This window comes from Mesomycoplasma sp. (assembly GCF_056854695.1).
Genome location: NZ_JBXGGF010000001.1, coordinates 20,068 through 44,006, shown reverse-complemented (window position 1 = coordinate 44,006; position 23,939 = coordinate 20,068). Strand labels below are relative to the sequence as shown.

Annotated in this window: 19 protein-coding genes and 1 rRNA gene; 13 read left to right on the top strand and 7 right to left on the bottom strand. The window is 26.8% G+C overall.

Translation table 4 applies throughout. The annotated features are described in order from the left end of the window. Positions 1-66: 66 nt before the first annotated feature. Positions 67-1,597, bottom strand: a 16S ribosomal RNA gene (locus tag ACJHWB_RS00185). Positions 1,598-1,925: 328 nt separating this feature from the next. Here ACJHWB_RS00185 and ACJHWB_RS00180 point away from each other — a divergent pair. Genes ACJHWB_RS00180 through ACJHWB_RS00155 form a run of 6 tightly spaced genes read left to right on the top strand, consistent with a single transcriptional unit; the run spans position 1,926 to position 10,078 of the window. Further along, positions 1,926-2,558, top strand: a complete 633-nt coding sequence (locus tag ACJHWB_RS00180; RefSeq protein ID WP_483132515.1) for a hypothetical protein — start codon at positions 1,926-1,928, stop codon at positions 2,556-2,558. A gap of 33 nt (positions 2,559-2,591) precedes the next feature. Continuing rightward, complete coding sequence (greA, locus tag ACJHWB_RS00175) at positions 2,592-3,080, top strand: transcription elongation factor GreA (RefSeq protein ID WP_483132514.1); 489 nt, start codon at positions 2,592-2,594, stop codon at positions 3,078-3,080. A gap of 2 nt (positions 3,081-3,082) precedes the next feature. Then, positions 3,083-4,660 carry an MATE family efflux transporter gene (locus ACJHWB_RS00170; RefSeq protein WP_483132513.1) on the top strand — a complete coding sequence of 526 codons (1,578 nt, stop codon included), beginning with the start codon at positions 3,083-3,085 and terminating at the stop codon, positions 4,658-4,660. A 39-nt stretch (positions 4,661-4,699) separates the two neighbouring features. Continuing rightward, the gene (locus ACJHWB_RS00165) at positions 4,700-5,647 is read left to right on the top strand and encodes a substrate-specific component FolT of folate ECF transporter (protein WP_483132512.1); all 948 of its coding nucleotides are present in this window, start codon (positions 4,700-4,702) and stop codon (positions 5,645-5,647) included. A 3-nt stretch (positions 5,648-5,650) separates the two neighbouring features. Next, entirely contained in the window at positions 5,651-7,582 is a 1,932-nt protein-coding gene (locus ACJHWB_RS00160; RefSeq protein ID WP_483132511.1) for a hypothetical protein, read from the top strand. Positions 7,583-7,603: 21 nt separating this feature from the next. After that, the gene (locus tag ACJHWB_RS00155; RefSeq protein ID WP_483132573.1) at positions 7,604-10,078 is read left to right on the top strand and encodes a valine--tRNA ligase; all 2,475 of its coding nucleotides are present in this window, start codon (positions 7,604-7,606) and stop codon (positions 10,076-10,078) included. Positions 10,079-10,157: 79 nt separating this feature from the next. On the opposite strand, the gene yidC is transcribed toward ACJHWB_RS00155, so the two are convergent. The 3 genes from yidC to rpmH are packed head-to-tail and all read right to left on the bottom strand — an operon-like array spanning position 10,158 to position 12,443. Continuing rightward, positions 10,158-11,957 (bottom strand): membrane protein insertase YidC, encoded by a 1,800-nt coding sequence (gene yidC, locus ACJHWB_RS00150; RefSeq protein WP_483132510.1) that lies wholly within the window; start codon positions 11,955-11,957, stop codon positions 10,158-10,160. Then, positions 11,947-12,285 carry a ribonuclease P protein component gene (gene rnpA, locus ACJHWB_RS00145; protein WP_483132509.1) on the bottom strand — a complete coding sequence of 113 codons (339 nt, stop codon included), beginning with the start codon at positions 12,283-12,285 and terminating at the stop codon, positions 11,947-11,949. Before rnpA ends, yidC begins: the two co-directional genes overlap by 11 nt. Before the next feature lie 14 nt (positions 12,286-12,299). Further along, the gene (rpmH, locus tag ACJHWB_RS00140) at positions 12,300-12,443 is read right to left on the bottom strand and encodes a 50S ribosomal protein L34 (protein ID WP_022934813.1); all 144 of its coding nucleotides are present in this window, start codon (positions 12,441-12,443) and stop codon (positions 12,300-12,302) included. A gap of 122 nt (positions 12,444-12,565) precedes the next feature. Here rpmH and dnaA point away from each other — a divergent pair, with 122 nt between their 5' ends. The 7 genes from dnaA (at position 12,566) to nrnA (ACJHWB_RS00105) (ending at position 19,620) form a co-directional block, all read left to right on the top strand. Next, positions 12,566-13,960, top strand: coding sequence for a chromosomal replication initiator protein DnaA (gene dnaA, locus ACJHWB_RS00135; RefSeq protein WP_483132508.1), 1,395 nt, complete (start codon positions 12,566-12,568; stop codon positions 13,958-13,960). Positions 13,961-14,089: 129 nt separating this feature from the next. Continuing rightward, entirely contained in the window at positions 14,090-15,187 is a 1,098-nt protein-coding gene (locus ACJHWB_RS00130; protein WP_483132507.1) for a DNA polymerase III subunit beta family protein, read from the top strand. Continuing rightward, a complete protein-coding gene (locus tag ACJHWB_RS00125) occupies positions 15,187-15,402 on the top strand; it encodes an RNA-binding S4 domain-containing protein (RefSeq protein WP_483132506.1) in 216 nt (71 codons plus the stop codon). The genes ACJHWB_RS00130 and ACJHWB_RS00125 overlap by 1 nt, the downstream gene beginning before the upstream one ends. Beyond that, positions 15,395-17,227: a tRNA uridine-5-carboxymethylaminomethyl(34) synthesis enzyme MnmG gene (gene mnmG / locus ACJHWB_RS00120; protein ID WP_483132505.1), complete on the top strand. Its 1,833-nt coding sequence runs from the start codon at positions 15,395-15,397 to the stop codon at positions 17,225-17,227. Before ACJHWB_RS00125 ends, mnmG begins: the two co-directional genes overlap by 8 nt. 3 nt (positions 17,228-17,230) lie before the next feature. Then, positions 17,231-17,689: a 23S rRNA (pseudouridine(1915)-N(3))-methyltransferase RlmH gene (locus tag ACJHWB_RS00115; RefSeq protein WP_483132504.1), complete on the top strand. Its 459-nt coding sequence runs from the start codon at positions 17,231-17,233 to the stop codon at positions 17,687-17,689. A 1-nt stretch (position 17,690) separates the two neighbouring features. Beyond that, the gene (nrnA, locus tag ACJHWB_RS00110; RefSeq protein ID WP_483132503.1) at positions 17,691-18,671 is read left to right on the top strand and encodes a bifunctional oligoribonuclease/PAP phosphatase NrnA; all 981 of its coding nucleotides are present in this window, start codon (positions 17,691-17,693) and stop codon (positions 18,669-18,671) included. Continuing rightward, the gene (nrnA, locus tag ACJHWB_RS00105) at positions 18,658-19,620 is read left to right on the top strand and encodes a bifunctional oligoribonuclease/PAP phosphatase NrnA (protein WP_483132502.1); all 963 of its coding nucleotides are present in this window, start codon (positions 18,658-18,660) and stop codon (positions 19,618-19,620) included. The genes nrnA (ACJHWB_RS00110) and nrnA (ACJHWB_RS00105) overlap by 14 nt, the downstream gene beginning before the upstream one ends. 54 nt (positions 19,621-19,674) lie before the next feature. Here the strand turns inward: nrnA (ACJHWB_RS00105) and ACJHWB_RS00100 are convergent, their stop codons facing one another. The 3 genes from ACJHWB_RS00100 to ACJHWB_RS00090 are packed head-to-tail and all read right to left on the bottom strand — an operon-like array spanning position 19,675 to position 23,864. Then, complete coding sequence (locus tag ACJHWB_RS00100; protein WP_483132501.1) at positions 19,675-20,604, bottom strand: ABC transporter permease; 930 nt, start codon at positions 20,602-20,604, stop codon at positions 19,675-19,677. Between the two features lies 1 nt (position 20,605). Beyond that, positions 20,606-22,279, bottom strand: coding sequence for an ABC transporter permease (locus tag ACJHWB_RS00095; protein WP_483132500.1), 1,674 nt, complete (start codon positions 22,277-22,279; stop codon positions 20,606-20,608). Beyond that, positions 22,266-23,864 (bottom strand): ABC transporter ATP-binding protein, encoded by a 1,599-nt coding sequence (locus ACJHWB_RS00090; RefSeq protein WP_483132499.1) that lies wholly within the window; start codon positions 23,862-23,864, stop codon positions 22,266-22,268. The genes ACJHWB_RS00095 and ACJHWB_RS00090 overlap by 14 nt, the downstream gene beginning before the upstream one ends. Positions 23,865-23,939 lie beyond the last annotated feature (75 nt).

The window sequence follows — 23,939 nt, the reverse complement described above, 5'->3', positions numbered from 1 at the left end:
TTAAAAATATTAGTAATTAAAATTGTATAAATAAAATATATTGTATATTATAAAATATAACCGTAGAAAGGAGGTGTTCCATCCCCACGTTCTCGTAGGGATACCTTGTTACGACTTCACCCCAGTCATCAGTCCTACCTTAGGCAGCAGTCTCCGAAGTTAACTTACCGACTTTGGGTATTACCAACTCCCATGGTGTGACGGGCGGTGTGTACAAAACCCGAGAACGTATTCACCGCAGTATAGCTGACCTGCGATTACTAGCGATTCCGACTTCATGAAGTCGAGTTGCAGACTTCAATCCGAACTGGGACTACTTTTTTGAGATTTGCTGGACGTCACCGTTTTGCTTCTCTTTGTAGTAGCCATTGTAGCACGTGTGTTGCCCCACTCGTAAGAGGCATGATGATTTGACGTCATCCCCACCTTCCTCCAGCTTACGCTGGCAGTATCTCTAGAGTCCTCAACTTAATGTTAGTAACTAAAGAAAGGGGTTGCGCTCGTTGCAGGACTTAACCTAACATCTCACGACACGAGCTGACGACAACCATGCACCATCTGTCATCTTGTTAACCTCCACTATATCTCTATAGCTTTGCAAGGATGTCAAGAGTGGGTAAGGTTCTCCGCGTATCTTCAAATTAAACCACATGCTCCACCGCTTGTGCGGGTTCCCGTCAATTCCTTTAAGTTTCACTCTTGCGAGCATACTACTCAGGCGGATCATTTATCGCGTTAGCTGTGCTAGTGATTATTACCACCAACTAATGATCATCGTTTACAGCGTGGACTACCAGGGTATCTAATCCTGTTTGCTCCCCACGCTTTCGTCCCTTAGTGTCAATTTATGACCAGTTAGCTGCCTTCGCCTATTGGTGTTCTTCCTAATATCTACGCATTCCACCGCTCCACTAGGAATTCCGCTAACCTCTTCATAATTCTATTTTGCCAGTATCTAAAGCGGGCTGAAGTTGAGCTTCAGTATTTAACCTTAAACTTAACAAAACACCTACGGACGCTTTACGCCCAATAATTCCGGATAACGCTTGCGACCTATGTATTACCGCGGCTGCTGGCACATAGTTTGCCGTCGCTTTCTAATAAGGTACCGTCAAGATTAAATCATTTCCTATTTAATTTTTTCTTTCCTTATAACAGCACTTTACATCCCTAAAGACTTCATCGTGCACGCTGTGTCGCTCCATCAAGCTTTCGCTCATTGTGGAAAATTCCTTACTGCTGCCTCCCGTAGGAGTCTGGGCCGTATCTCAGTCCCAGTGTGGCGGTACAACCTCTTGGCCCCGCTAAACATCATCGTCTTGGTGAGCCATTACCTCACCAACTAACTAATGTTCCGCACCCTCATTTCTAGGCGAAGCTGTAAAGCTCCTTTTTATTTATCTTCATGCGAAAATAAACTATATTAGGTATTAGCCTTTGTTTCCAAAAGTTATCCCGAACCTAAAGGTAGATTAGGTACGTGTTACTCACCCATTCGCTACTAAATATTTTAGCAAGCTAAAATATTCCGTTCAACATGCATGTATTAGGCACACAGCGAGCGTTCATCCTGAGCTAGGATCAAACTCTCAAATTGTATGTTTAATTTAAAAATGGTTTGAATTATGTATCTAGTTTTGAAAGATCTAATGGCTTTAAACAAGCAAAAATTAATTATACATTATTTTTTTAAAAAGCAAAGAATTTTTTTTTTTTTTTTTTCGCTTTTTCATAATTTGTTAATTTTTTTCGCTTTATTTAAAAGCAAGAACTAATGATAACATAAAAAAAGAAAAATGTAAAAAAAAAAATGTAAAAAAATTATTTTTTTTTAAAAAAACGAAAAAAAATCCATTTTTTATAAGTAAAAGTAAAATATTTTTCAATTATCAAATAAAAATAAAAGGTAAAATTTAACTCACATTATGGAAAACTCAGTTAAAACTGGTCTACTTATTAGTATTTTTATTAGTCTTTTTATAATGGTTTTATCCATTTTACTAACTCAAATAAAAAAAAATAAGGTTGTAAAAGAATATCAACAAAAAAATTTGGAACTTAAAAAAGTGAATTCAGTAAAATTAAATAGTGATTTTATTAATAAAATTTTTGATACTAATATTATAGTTGAGGAATTAGAACTTATCTTAGGTTATGCAAATAATCCAGAATTTAAAAATTTATTTTTTGCAGAAACAGATGGACTTGCAGCTATTTCTAGTTTTAAAAATTTAAAAGACAAAAATATTTTTATTATCAATGACTTCATTAATAAGGAAAATTTTAAAAATAAAAAAGAAATTTTTAACTTAAATAATTTTCAAAATATTAATTTAAGTTCCATTGAATTTAATATTGATTTTATTTTTGCAAACAATCTTGATTTTAGTGATTTTCAATCACTTTATTATAAAAAACCTAAAATTTTAATTTTTAAATATAATAAAAAACAAAAAAGAGCAATAATAAATTTTTTAAAAGATGAGCAAATTAACTATGAATTAGATATTTATTTCTCATTAATTATTGTTAAAATGGAAAAAAATATTAAAATATAGAACTTATATTAATTTTTAAGGAATATTTCATATATGAATAAAAATAATAATTTTTCTGATCAAATTCTTCTTACAGAACAAAAATTAAATGAATTTAAACAAGAATTAGATCATCTTGTTAGGGTTGAAAGAAACAAAGCTATTGAAGATATCAAAGAGGCTCGTGAGCAAGGGGATTTATCCGAAAATGCAGAGTATGATGCAGCTCGTGAACGACAAGGAATTATAGAATCTAGAATTCGTGACTTAGAAGCTATTATTTCTAAGGCCAAAATAATTGTTACAGATAGTAAAAGTTCAAAAATTTCTATTGGTTCTTTAGTGACAGTTGAAAATCAAGACACTAAGGAAAGACAAACTTTTCAAATTGTTAGTTCAATGGATGCTAATCCTTTTGAAAATAAAATTTCCAACTTTTCACCAATGGCTGAAGTTCTTTTAGGTCAATCAGAAGGTGATGAAGTTGAAGTTGATGTATCTGAAAAATATTCAGTTAAAATTATTAAAGTTGTAAATGGTTAATAATGTTTAAAACAATTAATTTTAATGCGATTAAACAATATTTTCCTGATTCAAAAGCCAAATGAATAAGTTTAACTAAAGTTACAATACCGGTTGTATTAAGTTCTTTATTTTTATCATTAAATAATTTTGTTGATAATTTTATGGTTTCACGAATCAGTGGTGGAATAACCGCTGTCGGTTTGGCTAATGTTTGAACTGGGATTATTTTTTCATTTTTAATATCAATAAACGCAATTGGTTCTATCATTTTTAGTCAATATTGAGGTAAAAAAGACTTCGTCCATGCTAGAATGACAAATAATGTTAGATTAATTTTAAACTTTAGTTTAGCTTTATTAATGGCTATATTTGCCTGAAGTGTACCAAGCCAAATGATTAAACTGGTTCAAAGCTCAAATGGTGGAATTCAAGAAATAGAAAAAACCATTAAGTTAGCTAATGATTATTTGTTCGTTATTGCCTTTTCTTGAATTTTATTTGCATTTACAGTTACCACTTCAGCATCATTAAGAGAAAGTGGTTCAATAAAAGCTTCTATGGCTTTTGTTTTTTTAACTTTAATTTTAAATGTTACTTTAAATCTTATTTTAATTCCATATTTAGGGGTTGTGGGTTCTGCGATTGCTACAGTAATTGCGAGAGTAGTTACTTCAATAGGTTTATATACATACCAATTCTTTTACAAAAAAGAATTAAGAATTGTAATTTGAGAAATTTTTGACATTAAAAAAAGTATTTGAAAACAATACTGAAAACGTGTTTGAGGATTACTTTTTTCTGTGGTTGCTGGTGTATCAATTTCAATTAGAGTCATTTTTTGAGCAAACGGAATGCCAGCTGGAAGTTTAGGGATAGAAAATGAAAACCATTTATACAAATATTGGGGAATAGGCTTTCTAACAGTATCAGGAATAACATCAACAATTGCAAATATCCTTTTTGTAGCTTATGGTTCAATTCAATCAAATATATCCATTTCAGTTGGGCGTAAATTAGGACAAAACAGAATTGATGAGGCAATTAAAGAAGCCAAAATGTTAAAAGGATATATGTTTACTTTTTCAATCATTTTGTCTCTATTCACGTTAATAATAGTTTTTGTTTTATCACACACAAAGTTGTTGGTTGGTGGAATTCAAGAACAAGTTAAAGATGGATTAACAGAATATTTTAAAAATAAAAATTTATCACTTGACAACAAACTTATTCAAAGTGAACAAAATGAAGCTGTACAATATTTCTTAAGTCAAATATTTTGAGTTTCATTAATGATTGTTGTTTTAAACCCATTTTGAATTCAATTAAATACTTCTATCAATATTGTTGCAGCAGGTGGGCGTTCAAACCTTACTGGAATATGAAATTTTGCACTCGCAATTGGTCAAACCGCTTGGCAAGCAATTAATGTTTTTGTATTACTACCTTTGATTCCTGATGTAGGATTTAAATTAATTGCTACATCTTTAATATTTTATTCTTCAGATATAGTTAAATGAATTATGTTTGAAATATTATATTTAAAAACAAAATGAGCTATAAATATCACAACAAATAATGGTGATATTCAAATAGTCTAGTTTTTTTCACTTATAATATATTAGTTTAAAAGGAGAGGTATGAAAGCTATCAAAGTAAAAAAATGAAATAATTTACAAATTTCTTTTGTTGCTATTTTTATTTCTATATCTGTGATAATGCTAATTATCGCGGTTAGATTGGCTCCTTTTACCATCTTACCAGCTTTTAGACAATCAATTATTGGATTACCTATTAAAATAACAGGGTTTATTTTTGGTCCTATTATTGGTTTTTTAACTGGGTTACTTTCTGATTTAGTGACTTTTTTATTTATTCCTGGCGTATATTCTTATTGATACACAATTTATATGGCTATAACAGGGTTGATTCCTGGATTATTTTTTTGATTATTTATAAAACAGGGTCGACATTGATTCGAAAAAACAAGTGTTATAAAAAGATTAGAAGCTAAAATTAATTATCTCAAATCTAATTCCTTGTTAATTGAGGATCTTTGAAAAAAAGAACAAAAAAATAAAAAAATTAAACTTTATCAAACCAAACTAAAAAAAGTTAATAACTGAAAAAATGAAAAAGCATTAATTAATTTTTATTGAATTACAAGTACATTAATTTTAACAATAATAATGCTTTCTATAATTTTAGGTGTGTCATTTTCTGATGTGGATTTTTCTAAATTTAAATTAGTTAAAAGTAAAATAGGTTTTATTATTTTAATTTTATTTGGTACATCAACAATGACTGTATTTTTATTTGTTGCAAGATTTTCGAATTTTTTTCTTAAAAATGATAGATATTTAACAATAGTTCCAATTGTTGCTTTTTCAGCTGTTCATGAACCAATCACTAGCCTTATTGCTGCAAAGGGGGATGTTCAATCTGGAGCTTTAGTTGATTTTTCTACAGCCTTGCTGACTCACTTAATAACTTCGCCTATTAAAATTTGAACAAATTTATCTGTAATTTATTTCACAGCTAGAGTTATTGTTCCTCTTGTTCATAAAAAAATTTCTTACAATATTTAAGCAATGAGTTTACATAACAATATTTTAAAAAGTATAAATTTCCATAATATAAAAAATGATTTTTGAAATTATTTTAATTTTTCATTAGATTTAAACCAAAATTTAATTTTTTTTTCATCTGAAAAAAATCTTTTCGAAAATTTTAAAATCCTTTTTGAAAAAAACAAAAAATACCAGGGTTTCATAACTTATAATGATCAAATTTTTAATCCAAAAAAAAATAAGGTTTACTCTGATTTTTTAACAAAAGAAAGTTTCGATAAAATTAAACACAATTTGGTTGTAGATACTTTGTTGCCTCTGTGAGAAAACCAAAAAATTAGCGCGAATAATAAAAAACACATTAAAGAATTATCTGAATACATATCTCTCGAAATTTATAAATTTTTAAAAAATTTAATATCTTATTTAAATTTCATAGATGTTCAAACAGTATCAAATGAAGAGTTATCAAAAAAGTTATCACAAATAAAAAATAAATATAAATTTTTGCATAAAAGAATTTTTTCTTTTTACAGTAAAAAGCAACAAATTTGAAACAATGATTCAAATAAGTCTAATATTTTGTTTGCGAAAATTAAAGAATTAGAAGTATTTTTTTTAAACAAAATTAAAAACAAAAATAATTTCACTTTAGTTTACAAATCAATAACAAAAAACATTATAGATATTATTGATAATAGTAAAGAACTTTTAAAACAAGAAAACAATTTAGAGAAAAAAAATATTTTATTTTTAATTGAATTATATTCATTATTTTTAAAAAATATTTGAGAACATGAAGAATTTTTTACTCATTTTAATTCTAGCCAAATTATTTATTTATATAAAAAATTTCAAAAATGAGTATTAAAGTTATTAGAGAAATCTGACTTTGGAAATTATAATAAAGTTGAAATTTTGTTTAAACAAACTTTTTATAGTTTTTTTATAAATTTTTTTCAAAAAAATAAACAAAATTTTTCTAACACAAAAAATAAAAATGAAGAAAAACAAAATAATAGTTACAGCAAAAATATCCCATTTATTAAAGTTGATGATAAATTATCTAACCACGATATTTATTATGAAAACATTAAAGCGAATTTTTTAAGATTAGAAAAAGCAAATTTACTTTGGCAAAAGGATAAAATACAAATAAATTTAAAATATTCGAATTGATCTATACCTTTATTTTTAAAAAGCAAGAAAATAATTTGACAAGTTAATCAAATATTAAAAAACATCAAAAACAATAATAGTGAAAACTATAATTTTATTATTTTTTTAAACTATATAATGAAAGATTTAAATTTGTTTTTCAATATATTTGATAAGAACAAATTAAATGAATTTTTAAATAAAACTTTATTTTATGATTTTTGTTTTAAGAATAAAATAAATTTTAATTTTCTTTTTACAAAAAATGAAGATTTAAATATTGATGAACTTTTCGAGATAGAATTAGTTAAAATTAAAATAGGTAATTTTGATTTATTTTTATTAAACTCAGACACATTTTTCTTTAATGAAGATTTTAAAAATTCACTTATAGATATTTTTTTTACATCTATAAATAGCGATAGCAATAATTCTCAATTATTTTTATTTGAAAAAAAACCAGTTCAATTTAAAAGTAATTTTTCAGCTATATTTATAGAAAAAGGCACACTTATAGAGTTTAAGAAAAATGTAGAAAAACAACCTAAATTTAACACATTTTTTGCTAATTATTTTTTTAATAATGGTAATTTTTACACTAATGAATTATCAAATATTAAAAAAAATTCTTTTTTCCCTATTGGATTAAATCAAATTAAAAAAAATGGTGATGATATGTTTAATACTTTTGAAAAAAAACGGTTGCAATGAATTTCTTTTGAGGATTTATCTGAAAATATTGATATAAATATTATGGATAAATCCGCTATAGATGTTCAAGTAATCAAAGTATAATAAATAAAGAGGTGAGTTATGATGAATAAAAAATACAATCACAAATCAGTAGAATTAAATAGAGTTAATAATTGAATTGAAAAAGGTTTTTTTGTGGCTACTGAAAATCCAAAAAAACCTTTTTCAATAATTACTCCACCACCTAATGTAACAGGACAATTACATTTAGGACATGCTTGAAATACTTATTTACAAGATACAGTTATTAGATTTAAAAAATTACAAGGTTATGATGTTTTATTATTACCAGCTGTAGATCATGCTGGTATTGCAACACAAGCCAAAGTTGAAGAAAAACTCAACAAAAGCGGTTTTAAAAAAGAAGATTTAGGTCGCCAAAAATTTATTGATAAATGTTATGAGTGAAAAGATGAGCAATATAAAAAAATTATTTCTCAATGAAATAAATTAGGTATAGCTTATGACTACACTAAAGAAAGATTTACACTAGATGAAGATGCCAAAGAAGCTGTGAGTGAATTTTTTGTTCAATTGTATAATCAAGGACTTTTGTACAAAGGTGACAGAGCAATAAATTGGGATGTTAAATTTCAAACCGCAATTTCTAATATTGAAGTGTTTAATCAACCAGTTGAACAAAAAATGTATTATTTGCGTTACTTTTTAGAAAATAGTAAAACAGATTTTTTAGAAGTAGCAACAACCAGAATTGAAACTTTGCCCGGAGATGTTGCTGTCGCTGTAAATCCAAATGATAAAAGATATAAGAAATTAATTGGGAAAAATGCTATAAATCCTTTTTCAAAAAAACTTTTACCAATTATTGCAGATGAATATGTTGATGTCGAATTTGGATCAGGAGCTATGAAAGTTTCTTCTCATAGTTTAGCTGATTTTGATATTATGCAAAAGCACAACTTAAAAGCCCCTGAATGTATTGATGATTTTGGTAAATTAACAGATATTGTGGTAGGTTTTGAAGGGCGAGATCGTTTTGAAGTAAGAAGTGAAATTGCAAATTTATTAGATAAACAAGGATATTTAATCAAAACAGAAGACATAATTTCTAATGTTGGTATTTCACAACGGAGTGGTGAAATAGTGGAAATTCTCAAAAAACCACAATGATTTGTTGAGATGAAAACATTAGCAAAAAAAATGTTGAATCATTTAGACTCAAAAGATAAAGTGAATTTTTTCCCAAAAGTTTTTGAATCCAAAATCAGAAAATGAATGGAGAACGTTCATGATTGAACAATTTCACGTCAAATTTGATGGGGTCACCAGATACCTGTTTGATATAAAGGTGGCGAAATGAAAGTTCAAATCAAGTCTCCAGGGGAAGGTTGAAAACAAGAAGAGGATGTTCTAGATACATGATTTTCATCAGGAATTAGTCCTTTTGTTTTTTTGGGATGACCACAAACTGATAAATTAAATAAATATTACCCCACTAGTTTAATGGTAACTGGGTGAGATATTTTATTTTTTTGAATAGCTAGAATGTATTTTTCTTCTTTAAATATTTTGGATAAAAAACCTTTTTCAAAAGTTTTAATTCATGGATTAATTCGTGATGAAAATGGTCAAAAAATGTCAAAATCATTAGGAAATGGGATTGATCCTATGGATGTTATCGAAGAATATGGTTCTGATGTTTTGAGGCAATCATTAATTTTCAACTCAACACCTGGGCAAGATATCCGATTCAATAAAGAAAAATTAAAATTAGGATGAGCTTTAAATAATAAATTATGAAATATAGCAATATATATCACATCTTTACCAAGTCATAAAACCACCCCAACCAATACAGATTTGTGAATGGAAAATAAACTGTATTTATTAAAACAAAAAATCAACAAATATATAAAAAATTACAATTTCACTTTAATTGGAAAAGAAATTCAAAATTTTGTTTATAACGAGTTTTCTTCTAAATATGTTGAGTTTATAAAAATAAATGCAAATGGTTTTTATCCTACAAAAATACTAAAGAAAATATTATTGATCTTGCATCCATTTTTACCATTTATCACAGATTATTTATTTGAAAATATTTTTAATAAGCAATTATTAGAATCAAGATTTCCTAAGTTATTCAAGTACAAATATACTAAAGAAGTTGATGATATTATCGAGATTATAGATAGCATTAGAAAATATCGAGAATCTTATAGTATATCTAATAAAAATGTAATTCATTATTGCGTTTTAAACTCTAAATTAAATGATTATCAAATTTCAGTAATTAATAAATTGACTTTTGGGTTATGAAAAGATAATAAGACAACTGTAGTTAAAACCAATCATTTTGAAATCGCTATAGATTTAACTGATGAACAAAAAGAAAATGAAGCCAAAAAAATTCAAAAAGAAATTGAGTTTTTAAAAAGCGAAATTGAGCGAGCCGAATCTATTTTAAATAATAAAGGTTTTTTAAGCAAAGCTCCTAAAGAAAAAATTCATTTAGAGCAACAAAAGCTAACTAATTTTAAAGAAAAACTTCAATTTTATTTAAATAACAAAAAGTAGATTTAAAAACAATAATAAAATTTCAAAAGTACAAAATTATTCAATATAAAAAAACCACTTTTTAGTGGTTTTTTTATATTTACAATATTTTCCTTTTCCTTAATCAAGGTTGCATTTTTTCCCTATAAATCTTCGATCTTTGGAGATAATGCACACCAAGAGATTGTGAAATTTCTCAAATTGCCCCAATAATTCAATAAATTTGTAAAGAAGCTTGAAAAAGAAGTCCTATAAAAATAAATACAATAGACATTATTCTTTGAGTTTTAAGTTGTTTCTTCATCGCTTCTGATTCAGAAGTGTTCATAATACGCTGTGTTTTATTCTTATTTAATCATCTAGGAATTCATTGTTGTAGTACTTGTGTAACAACAACAATTATCATTATCGGAAGGTAAACTCATTCTCCTGCAAATAATTTTTGATAAGATGTTGCAGAAAGTTCCAAACCAAGGAAATATGTAACTTTTAAGCTAGGAATTCCTTGTAAAACACGCCAAACCGCAATAAAAATAGGCATTGTCACAAGAGCTTGGGAAAAAGGAGCAAAAGGTGAAAAATTATTTTTTCTATATAATTCAGCGACTTCTTGTCTTTGTCGTTGTTGCATAACTTTGTTATCTTTATAAGGTTCGTATTTAGCGTCAATCTTTGCTTTTTTAGCTTGCAATTCCATTTGCTTACTTTGACCAAAAATGGTTTTAAACCTAAATATGAATGAAATGATTTTAGTTAAAATAACAACCATAACAATCGCTAAAATTGTAATTCAACCATTTCACTGAATTAATGATTGAGATTCAGACACACCTAAAATAATTTTAGATAATGGATAAACAAATATAGAATAAAAAGGTCCATAAGCTCAAGAATCACGCCATGTTACAATTGGACTACTTGCTATATTGTTTTGAAAGGCAAACTTTTTATAATTTCCATTAACATTATCTAAATTAAACTCATATGAATTTTTGTCCAAATTGATTTTATTGTAGTTTAAATCTTTAAGCAAACTCGCAAAGTATAAGGAATATTTCTTAATTATTTCTTTATTTTTATTTGAAATATTATCCCCTTGATTTTTTTCATACTCCTCTATAGCTGATTTTAATTCATTTTTTGTAATCCCCAATGTTTTGTTGATTTTGTTAAAAATAGATTGAATTATGTCTCTACTAAAGCTAGCGTTTTTTTTGTATGATGGTAGCAAATCATTGTTTATTGTAAAGAAAAAAGGACTATTATTCAACTCCGTATTTGCAGTTTGTTTTAAAAGTTCTTTAGCAACTTCTAACTCTCCATTTTTTAGATAAAATCTAGGAGATGGGACTTTAATATCTGTTCATTCATTCTTTTGTTTGTATTCTTTATCCCCAGAGGTTATGAATAAAAATTCATTATTTTTATCACCTCTTAAATATTCGTAATTATTATTATCTTTATATAAAATTAAAGAACTATATTTTCCAAAATATTCTTGATTATTACCATTATCCTCACTTTGTTTTTTTAAAAGCGAAAGAATATTTTGATCATTATTACTTTCGACTTTGTCAGCAGATATTAAAAAATTATTACTTTTAGCAACTGGTGTAATTTTATAGGATTCACCTTTTTGCTTTGTGCTTAAAATTGTATAATTTGGTGTAACCTCTGAATTGTTTTGATAGAATTCCACACCTTCACCAACGTTAAAAGATGTTTTTACAACAAAAGATTGAATACACCCTGTTAATGTAATTCCGAATATTAAAATATAAATAATTAGCTTAATTATTTTTCTTATATTTTTTCAATTAATCTTTTTTCTAAAACCAAAATTATTAGGTTTATTATCAAAGAATTCAAAAGCTTTAGGTCTATTTTTTTTATTTAGCATTTTTGTTAAGTTCTTCTAAAAGTTTGGTTATTTTTTCTTTTTTTTGTATAAAACTGAGACTTAAAAAAGTTTTTCTTGTAATCAAGACACATTTAACTTTAGGTAAAACAAAGCCAACTATTATTAATTCATGAATAATACTTTTTATTTGTCTTTTAAAGTAATTTCTTTGAACAGAGTTTGCGAATTTTTTTGGTATTGAAATCCCTATTTCAAAAAAACTTTGTTGTTGATAGTAAAAAATTAAATTTTTAGACACTATTTGTTTTTTACTATCAATAATTTTTTGAAATTCTCAGTTTTTTCTAATTATTTCGAATTTATACAAATCAATTCCAAATATTACTTATCTGAAACAGTTAATCTTTTTCTCCCTTTTAATCTACGTAGAGAAAGAACCTTTCTACCATCAGCGGTTTTCATTCTACTTCTAAAACCATGTGTTTTAATGTGTTTTAGTTTATTCGGTTGGTATGTTCTTTTCATTTTTGCTCCTTTTGTTTTAATAAAATTAAGTTTGTTTTGAGTTAAAAAATTTTAACATATTTTTTGCTAAAATAAGATAATATAACTATTATAATATTTTAGTTTAAAAATATAATTTCAAAATGAATAACAATATTAATTTAAAAATAAAAACTGAATTACTTTTAAAATCTATCGAAGACTTTGTTGATAAAATGGTTTTTAAAAATTTATTCAAGGATATAAAAATTGTTTCTGAGACTAAAACTGAAGTTCTACTAGATACAAGTGACTATGATGTTAAAGTTGAATTGAATAAAAATTGAAAACCTTTAATTTCTAGATGCTTTGTTGAAATTGATGAGTTAAAAATAATAAATTTTGTAGGTTTGGAAGATCAAACACCAATAAATAACACACAACAAACCGAAGAAGATAAATTTTTAAAATTAAAGGATATCTTTCAAGTTTTTAAAAGTAATAACATCTTACCAAAATACACTATTGAAAATTATGTTAAAAGTAATTTCAACCAATCCATCTTTGGAATTCTTGAGGAGTTTAAAAATAAAGGTAAACTATCTTCATCACCCATTTTTATTTATGGAAATTCTGGAATAGGGAAAACTCATTTTTTACACGCTTTAGGAAATTTGTGTGTGAGTAAAGGTAAAAAAGTGTTTTATGTTAATGATTACACATTCACTTCCAATGTTACAACTTGGATGAGAGAAAGTAATTACAACAAAATCAATGAATTTATCGAATGAATTTCTACTCATGATGTAATATTATTAGATGATATTCAAGGTTATGGGAATAGAACCCAAACATTAAAAGTTCTTTTCGAAATTGTTAACAGATTTATAGAAGAAGATAAGCAAATAATAATTACATCTGATCAAACAATAGAGTCACTAATAGGTTTTCAAGATAGATTAATTGACCGTTTTAGGTGAGGTTTAACAGTAGAAGTGCAAGAGTTGAATAAAGATGATTTTATAAAAATTTTAAAACACAAATTGGAAGAAAAATCTTTAGGACAATATGTTTGAGACAAACTTGCCTTAGATTTTTTGGCAAAACATTTCAACAACTCAATTAGGCAAATAGAAGGTGCTATTGAAAGAATAACTTTTTACCTAAAGAATGAATTAAATTCTTCTAATATCAACAATATTGTTTTTGATTTAGAAACTATTTCACTAATTTTTCCAAATCAAAAAATAATTAGTGAAAAAATAAATCATGAAACAATAATAAAGGCAACTTGTGAATATTTAGGAGTGAATCAAAAGGATATCTTAAGTAAAAGTAGAAAGAAAAATATCGTTTTTGCTAGAGATATTTCTATTTGATTAATAAAATCAATGTTAGACTTAACCTACGTTGAGATTGGTAAGTTATTCGGTAATAGAGATCATTCCACAATAATATCAACATGTAAAAAAATCAAAAACAACAAAAATAAAATCACCAACATTTCTTATACCATTCAGGAAATAACTAATAAATTAAAAACATTTAAAAAACATTAATTCAATAAGTAATCAACATAAAAAAATAGCAAAAAAGCCTTTATTTCGTTATAAAAATCAAGTTTTCCACATTTCAACATCACTTTATAATAGTTATTAAAATATAATATAAATAAAAAAGGAAATAAAATGAAATTTACAATTAGCAAAAATATTATCGAAAAACAAATTGATAGATGTTCTGTTGGTTTGATTCCTAATTCAAACTCCCCATTTGGATCTTTTTATGTTTTAGCTGACAGAAATGGACTCACATTAATAACAACTAATGGTGAATTGTCTTTTAAATCTTTTATATCTCAAGATAAATTGGAAATAGAGGAAGTTGGATTTTGTTTACTAGATGGTGTTTTTTTAAAAGATATTGTTAAAAAAAGTGAAGATAAAATTACATTTAAAGTTATTGAAAATGAAATTGAGATTTCATGAAAAAACACTAAAATTGTGAAAATTTTAAAAGATCAATCTATTTTTCCTGAGATTGATTTTGAATCTATCGGAAAAAAAGTTAATATAAATATAAAGGATTTTAAAAGAGCTATTAAAAACACAGCTTTTGCTGCTTCTCCAGCTATAAATAACCCTATTTTGTCTTCGATAAATTTAAACTCACAAAACTCACTTTTAACATTAGCTGCGACAGACACTAATAGATTCGCCTGTGAAACTATCGCTTTAGACTCTGATGTAGAATTTAACATATCTATAAATGCTAAAAATTTAAAAGATTTTATACTAAATGAAATTTCGGAAAATATTGATTTTTATATAAGTGAAACTAAAATTAATTACACTTTTGACGGATTGACAATCCAATCTAGAATATTAAACATGCCTTATAAAGATATTTCGACAATTTTTCCTACACCCGAACAACTAAAGTATAGATTAACAATTAACAAAAAGGAGATTTTAGATTTAATTGATAAAGCTACAATTATTCTTCCTGAAAAAAATAACGCAATATCATTTAGTTTAAGTTCTTCTGAAGTTAAAGTTTCTATAAGTAAACAAGAAAGTGGGCGCTCAAAAGTAAGAACCGAAAATATAATAAAATATTATGGAAAAGATGTTTTGTTTTATGTTAACTACAGATTTTTAAAGGAAGCAATATCTGTTTTTGAAAATGATGTCGATATTCTCATTGATGAAAGAACAACCAGATTATTAATCATTTCTGAAAGTAATAAATCTATAAAACAGTTAGTAGGTCTTGTTAATCAATAATGATTGTAAAAATTAAAGGTAATTTCATAACAATTGGTCAATTGTTAAAAAAAATAGATATTGTTGATTCGGGTGGACAAAGTAAATATTATTTAAAAACTCACACGGTGTTAATTAATCAAAAACAAGTGACCACTCGTGGAACAAAAGTTAAAAACGGTGATTTTTTATGAATAGGTAAAAAATTAATAAAGGTTGTATCTGAAGATGAATAATAAATTTGATGCAATAGTTGTGGGCGCTGGACATGCAGGGATTGAGGCGGCTTTTGCTATTTCGAAGAAAGGTTTTAAAGTAGCTCTCGTCACTATAAATAAAAATAAAATGGCTTCTTTACCTTGTAACCCTTCAATTGGTGGTCCTGCAAAAGGGATTATAACCCGTGAAATTGATGCTTTGGGTGGTGTGCAAGGTAAATTCGCAGACTTAACTATGATTCAAGTTAAAATGCTAAATGAATCAAAAGGACCAGCTGTTAGATCTATAAGAGCTCAAATTGATAAGGATAAATATTCAAAAATTGTCTTAGAACATGTACAAAATGAGACAAATATTGAAATTTTTGAAGATTTAGTCTTAAAATTAAAAATTAAAGACAACAAAATTGAAGGTGTTGTTACTGAAAAAAGTGGTGATATCTTTGCAAACACAGTAGTTATCACAACAGGAACTTACATGAATTCTCGAATTTTAAGAGGTTCTGAAATAAAAATTTCAGGTCCAGAGAATCAAAAAACTTCAACAGACTTATCACAACACTTGAAAAACTTGGGTTTTGATATTCAACGCCTAAAAACAGGGACACCACCTAGAATTTTGACGGAATCGATAGATTTTAGTGAAGTTGAAAAAGAAGAAATACCACTTTTGGATTATGTTTTTTCTTTCGACTCTCAACAAAGATTGAACGAACAGATTAGTTGTTATTTAACATACACAACACCAGAAACTCATAAAATTATTAATGAAAATTTAGATAAATCTTCCATGTATTCAGGATTAATTGAAGGTGTTGGCCCACGTTATTGCCCATCTGTTGAAGATAAAATTGTTCGTTTTTCAAATAAAGAAAGACATCAAATATTTTTTGAACCCGAAACAGAAAAACAAGATGTTATGTACATTAATGGTTTATCAACATCAATGCCAGAAGATGTGCAAGACAAAATGATTAAATCAGTACCAGGACTTAAAAATGCTAAAGTTTTGTATTACGGGTATGCTATAGAATATGATTCAATCAACCCTTTAGAATTAAAAAGATCACTTGAAACAAAAAAAATTCAAGGATTATTTTTAGCTGGTCAAATTAATGGGACAAGTGGTTATGAAGAAGCTGCTGCACAAGGTTTAATAGCTGGAATTAACGCTGCGCTTTTACTTGAAAACAAATCTAGTATAGAAATTTTACGAAGCGATGGTTATATAGGTGTTCTCATTGATGACTTAATAACAAAGGGTACGAAAGAACCTTATAGAATGTTAACATCAAGGGCCGAGTATAGACTTATTTTAAGAAATGATAACGCTGATTTAAGAATGAGTGGTTATGCTTTCTATTCTGGGATGATTTCAAAAGAAAAATATGAAAAAATTCTTGAAAAATATAGATTAATCGATGAAAAAATAAGAGAATTAGCAACGGATTTTATTTCTCCAAAAGACTTTTTAAGCCAAAAATACGAAGTTGAAAATGGAATTTCTAAATTAAAATTAATTTCAAGACCTGATGTTGATTTTAAAGATGTTTTAGGTGATTTTGAATATGGATATGAACTGACAGTTGCTTGTAGATTGAAAGGTTATATTGAAAAACAAAATACAACAGCTGAAAAAATGAAAAAACTAGAAATTTTAAGAATACCAACAAATATTGATTATAAAAAAGTCGACAATTTATCTTTAGAAGCACTGGATAAATTGGAAAAAATTCAACCTACAACAATTGGGCAAGCTAGTAGAATTAGCGGGATTTCACCAGCAGATATTCAAATGCTTCTTTTTTATCTAAAAACTAATAAAAAAGAAGAAAATATATAAAAAATGAAAATTAATTTATTGCATTTTGGTTCAAATTCCACAGATTATCAACATATTTATCAACACGAAATTAATAAAATAAAACAATTTAAATGTGATATAAATATAATAAAATTAACGGAATCTAAAGAAATTAATTTGAAAAAGAAAAAAGAAAGTGAAACCAAAATTATTGTAAGTAAAATTCCTAAAAATAGTGAAATAATCATTTTTAGCGAACGAGGAGAAAGTGTTAATTCTATTGAGTTTTCAAAATATCTTGATAAATCGAATTTAACTTTTATTATAGGTGGTGCTGAAGGTATTGATGAAGATTTGATGAAAAGAGAAAAACCTATGTCTAAATTCGTTTCGTTTGGTAGAATAACTTACAATCACAAAATTTTTAAATTAGTTGTTTTAGAACAAATTTATAGAGGTTTGTCGATAAAGAATAACAGAAATTACCATAGAGGAGATTAAAATGAAAATTGGTTCATATAAAAAAATAGCAGAAATAATCGCAGCTCACAAAAATATTTTCGTGTATCACCATGTAAGACCTGATGGCGACTGTTTAGGTTCTCAAAATGGGCTGGGAACAGCTATAAAGAAAAACTTTCCTGATAAAAATGTTTTTTTCATTGGAGAACCAGGAGAAGTCTTAAAGTTCATGAACTTTTATAAAACCGATGAAACTCAAATAGACTCAAAATATTTTAAAAATTCGTTAGCCATAACGGTTGATACAGCTAACCTTGATCGTGTTTGTAAAAATGAAAGAATTTTAGAAAAAAAATTCACAACAATAATTAAAATTGATCACCACCCAACAAATAATGAAGATTACGCTAATTACGAATGGATTGATACATCATTTGTTGCTGCTTCAGAAATGATTGGTTATTTTTTAATGAAAAATAAGTGGAAAATAGATGCAGAAATTGCTAAATTTGTTTATTTAGGAATAATTACCGATTCTGGTAGATTCTTATTTAGTTCGACATCTCCTAGAACTTTCGATGTATCTTCTTATTTACTTAAAACAAAATTTGATTTCAATAATTTAAATTGAAATTTGTCAAAACGGAGTGAAAAAGAAGTTTCTTTTGTTAGTTATGTTTTACAAAATTATAAAAAAAAAGGTAAAGTAATTTGATTTAATGTTACAAAAAAAATACAAGAAAAATTCGAGTTAACAGAGGAACAATGATCATCAGTCAATATTTTAGCAAATATTGGCGATGCTAGAATTTGAATTTTCTTTATTGAAGCTGATGATAATAGAATTAGGGTTAGATTACGTTCCAACGGACCAAAAGTAAACACTATTACTCAACAATATGGTGGTGGAGGTCATGATATGGCTTCTGGAGTTAATATTTTTAAAAAGAAACAAATGGGTGAAATTATTCAAAAATCAATTAATTTAGTCCAAGAATTCGAGAAAAATGCTGGTAGGTAGTTCACAAATAGCTATTGATTTGATAGAAAAATACAATAAAATTGTAATTTTTCATCATATCAGACCTGATGGTGACTGTTTGGGTTCACAACTCGGACTTAAAAGGCTAATTGAATTAAATTACACAAACAAAGAAGTTTATATAGTTGGTGATTCAAAAGGTAGTTTTCCTTTTTTGAATATCAAACACAATGATGTTGATGATATAGATTTAAGTGATGCCCTTGCTATAATTGTTGATGTAAATAATATTGAAAGAATTGAATCATCATATCTTTTTGAAAAGCATAAATTTGCAGAAATATTAAGAATTGATCACCATCCAAATGATGATAGTTGAGAAGAAGCGCAAAAATGAATTGATTCATCTTTTGTAGCTTGTGCTGAACAAATTAGTCAACTAGCCATTGATGCTAAATGAATGATAGATTCGGAATGTGCAAAACCTTTGTATCTTGGAATTTACACTGATTCTGGTAGATTTTTATACAAGCAAACAACTGCTAGAACTCATAGAATTGCGGCAACCCTAATTGATACAGGTTTGGATTTTAATCAAATTCACCAAGAATTAAATAAAAAAAGTAAAGCAGATCTGGATCTTGAATCATTTGTTTTATCTAAAAAACAAACACACAAAAATGTTATTTACTATATTATGGACTTGAATCAACAAAAAGAACTAGAACTCAATCCTCAAAGTGCAACAAGACCCAACTTATTGGCAAATATAGGTAGTTATAAAATTTGACTTTCTTTTGTCCAAGAAGAAAGTCGAAAATGAAGGGTTGAATTTCGCTCATCAGGACCAAATGTTAGAGAGGTTGCAACCAAATGGGGTGGTGGAGGTCACTTGAATGCATCTGGAGCAATCATTGATGACTCCGCTAAAATATCCTCAATTGTAGAAGATTGTCAAAAAGCTATTGATGATTTTAAAAATCAGTAATATCAAAAAAAAAAAAAAAAAAAAGTTATCATTTTAAGTGATAACTTTTTTAATTTATTTTTGGGATTTATCATAAGGTTGCCCAATAGCTTTAGGGGCACCATCACTTTTTGCTGTAAACATCAATATGAACAAAGTGATAATATAAGGCGCTATGTAAATTATTGTTGAATACTGTCCTAGTGGTTGAAAAATTCCAATACCAGTTCCAACATTGTTTGAAATTGAGTAAAGTAATGCAAAAATAAAAGCGGATAAAATAATTAGTATAGTTTTTCATCTACCCATAATTAAAACTGTTAGAGCTAAAAAACCTATACCTTGAACATTTCCGAAAAATGCAAGACCGGAATATTGAAAAAAAATACCCCCAGCCATTCCAGCTATAAATCCTGAAGTGGAAACACCAATTCATTTAATTCTGTCAACATTTATACCAACTGAAGCAGCTGCTTGTGGGTTTTCACCAACGGCCGCGAAGTGAAGTCCTTTTTTTGTGTAAGAAAAAAATATAAAAGTCAAACCCAAAACTAGTATAGTTAAAAATAATTTTAAAGAAATTATATTTTTTCAATTATCACTTTTAACACTCAAGGCTAATTCGTTAACAGGTGATTCAAAAAAGTTACCATTTTCACTTAATCCTTTAATCATAATTATTGAAATAGCTGCTGCTAGTAAATTTATTGAAACACCAGAAATTATATGATTTCCTTTTAATTTTATAGTTATAAAACCATGAAGCAAGGCGAAAATAGCTGACATCAAACCTGCTAGAGGTAATAAAATTATTTGCATATAAGGACTTTCAACATTAAATTTTGTAGCAAATAAGCCATAAAAAGTAGCCCCAACAATCATCATTCCATCAATGGCTATGTTGACAATTCCGGTTTTCTCACTAAACAAACCTGCAAATGAACCTAATGAAATTATGCAAAAAAACAAAACAAATAAAGTAAGAATAGAAACGAAAACGCTCATTTTAACCCCTTATTTCTGTTGAATATTTGACAATTAATTGACTTCTAATTGATTTAAATAATTTTCTATTTTCAGAAACCTTTTGAACAAAAAGTTTGAAATGATTCTTTTTTTCAAAATAACCAAGTTGAATTAATTTTATATGAGCTTCATGTTTTTTTTGACTTATTTGTTCAAAGTATTTTAACTTAACATCAATATTGTGTGTTTTGAGTGGTGGTTTTATATTGAAATTCCTTTTTATATCAGACAAAATTTTTTTTTGAGTAACTTTTTGTTTTTTATTTCTTAGTATAATCATTCTTCTCTTGAACATAAATCACTTAAGTTCTTCAAATTGTAATTTTATATATAAATGTAATAAATATGCTTGTTTATTGTTAATCAATTCTATAATGTTATTTATATTATTTTGAGTTTTAGTGATTTTTGATTTGAGTAATTGTTGTTTATTTTCAAATTGAATACATATATTTCCCTTATATTTGTCATAATTAAATTTTTTCTTTGTTAAAATACCAAAATATTTTTTAGATTTCATTAAGTAAAAAATATTTTTTAAATATTGTAGTGGCTTAAATTTTATAAAAATAGCTGATATAGCGGTTAAATAAATGATTATTCCAACAATTATTTGTGTTGTTTGACTATTCAATTGAATTCCGTAAGCTTGCACACCACTCGATCCAAGACTTATAATAGAGTAAAAAAATGAACTGAAAACAATCCCTATAGGAGAATTAAAAGCTAATAAGGAAATTAAAATGGTATTGAAGCCCTCCGGTAGAGGTCCATCCCCAAGACTCAAACCTTTGTCCTTAAAGATGTATCACAAAAATCCTGTGATACCTGTGAAAAAGCTAGAAAACAAAAATGTTAATACTATTGTTCTTTTACTATTTATTCCACTATAAATAGCGGCATTTTGATTTTGTCCAATTATTTTTATCTTCAATCCAATTGTTGTTTTTTGAAAAACAATTCACATCAAAATTGCAAAAATAATTGTTAAAGAAAAAATAATTCAAGCAAAACCTTGTGTGTCATAAAAAGTATTAGCAAAACCTTTTTCCAAAACAGAAATAGTTGTGTCTGGAGAATTTTGAGATCTAAAAACAACATTTAGACTTCTAGCTCTTAACATAAATTGACAAATGTAATAAACAATTCAGTTTACTAAAATTGTTGAAATTACTTCATTTACTTTAAAATAAGCTTTCAAAATACCAACTAGCAGACCTGTAAACATTGAGGAAATAATAGCTACTAAAAAACCCAAAAATAACTTAGCATGAATATTTGAATTAAGATTAAAAACGATCAACAAAGAAGTTAGTCCTGAAACCATCATTTGACCAGGAACTCCAATATTAAAAAAACCAGCTTTAAAATTAATTGCTACGGAAATTCCACCCAAAATAAAAACTGTAGTTATTAAAAGTAAATTTTTTACTTGATTTTTTGCAAAAGCAACATCGAAAATCATTGTTTTAAAAACATAAAACGGATTGTAACCAAAAATTCCAATAGCAATCATTGAAATCAAAATACCAATTAAAACTGCTCAAAATGAAGAGAAAATCTTAGTTTTTGCATCTTGGTTTTCTAAGCTATTAATTCTATTAAAAAATGGTTTTAAAAAATTTTTGAAATTACTTTGATTATTTAACTTCACTATCAATACCCCCCATTAAAAGACCTATTTTTTGTCTATCAATATCTTTGCGCAATAATTTTTGACTAATTTTACCCTTATTTATAACAACAACTGAATCGGCTAAAGCTAAAACTTCATCTAATTCATATGAAATTAATAGTATAGATTTCCCTTGTTTTTTTTCTTCTAAAATTGCTTGATGAATTAATTTTATAGCACCAATATCTAAACCACGAGTTGGTTGAATAACTAAAAGAAAATCATGTTCTGAAAAAATTTCACGCCCAACAACTGCTTTTTGTTGATTTCCACCCGATAAAAGTCTAATGTTTTTACTTCCCTCTTGGTCACCACGAACATCAAATCTTTCTACTATTTTTTTGTAAAAAGATTTGATTAAATTTTTCTTCAGAAAAGTTTTATTAATAAACTTTGGATTATATAAGTTTCTAATAATAGAATTATCTAGGTTATCCATATCTAAGACAACACCATATTTATGCCTATCTCCAGGAATGTATGATAAGTAAGGTATTCTATCTTTTGGTTCTAGTTGTGCAATATCTACTTTGAAATTTTCTTGTTTTTGTATATCTATTTTTTTATTTTTTATAAATTTTGTTGATTTTGTGAGATGAACTCTATCTGTATTAATTCAAATTTCGCCACTTTTTGGTTTGATGATTCCTGCAATAGAAAGTTCTAATTCTTCTTGTCCATTGCCTTCTACACCAGCAATTGCCAGAATTTCACCTTTATTTATTTGGAAAGAGATATTTTCAATTTTTTTTGTGTGTGAAGCTGATAAATTCCTAATTTCAACTCCAACTTCATTTTTAATTAAATTATCAACATTGATTGTATTTACAACTTTTTCACCAACCATTGCAATAGATAAATCTTCAACACTAATGTTGTCGAGATTTTCAAAATTAGCAACAACTTCACCATGTCTTAACACAGTGGCGACATCAGCGACTGCTTTAATTTCATTAAGTTTATGTGAAATAAAAATAATAGTTTTTCCAGTTGAAGCGAAAAACTTTAAGTTTTCTAAAAAAGCTTCAATTTCTTGTGGATTTAAAATTGCAGTAGGTTCATCAAAAATCAAAATATCAGAATCACGATACAAAACCTTTAAAATTTCTATTTTTTGTTTAACTGCAACAGATGTTTTTCCCGTTTTTTCATTTAAGTCAAAAAATAAAGAATATTTTTTTTGTAAAGATTGGATTTTGCTAATGGCTAATTTTCAATCAATAAAACCATAATTGTTATATTCATTTCCTAAAACAATATTTTGTAGATTTGTGTAGGCATCAACAAGTTTAAAATGTTGATGAACCATTCCAATTCCAAATTCGCTCGCAATTGTAGGGTTAGTTATGAAGGAATTATCACCATTAATTTTAATAATTCCTTCATCAGGGGTGTAAATACCAAATAATGTTGACATTAAAGTTGATTTCCCTGCGCCATTTTCTCCAATAATAGCATGAATAGTGTTTTTCTTTATTTTTATGTTTATTTTTTTATTAGCATAAAAATTTCCAAATTTTTTTGAAACATCAATAAACTCAATAACAAAATCTGTCTTACTCATAATTTTTAAATTTTACATTATAAAAATAAAAAATCCAGTTTTTTTATTTAACTGGATTTTTTAAAAATGTTTACT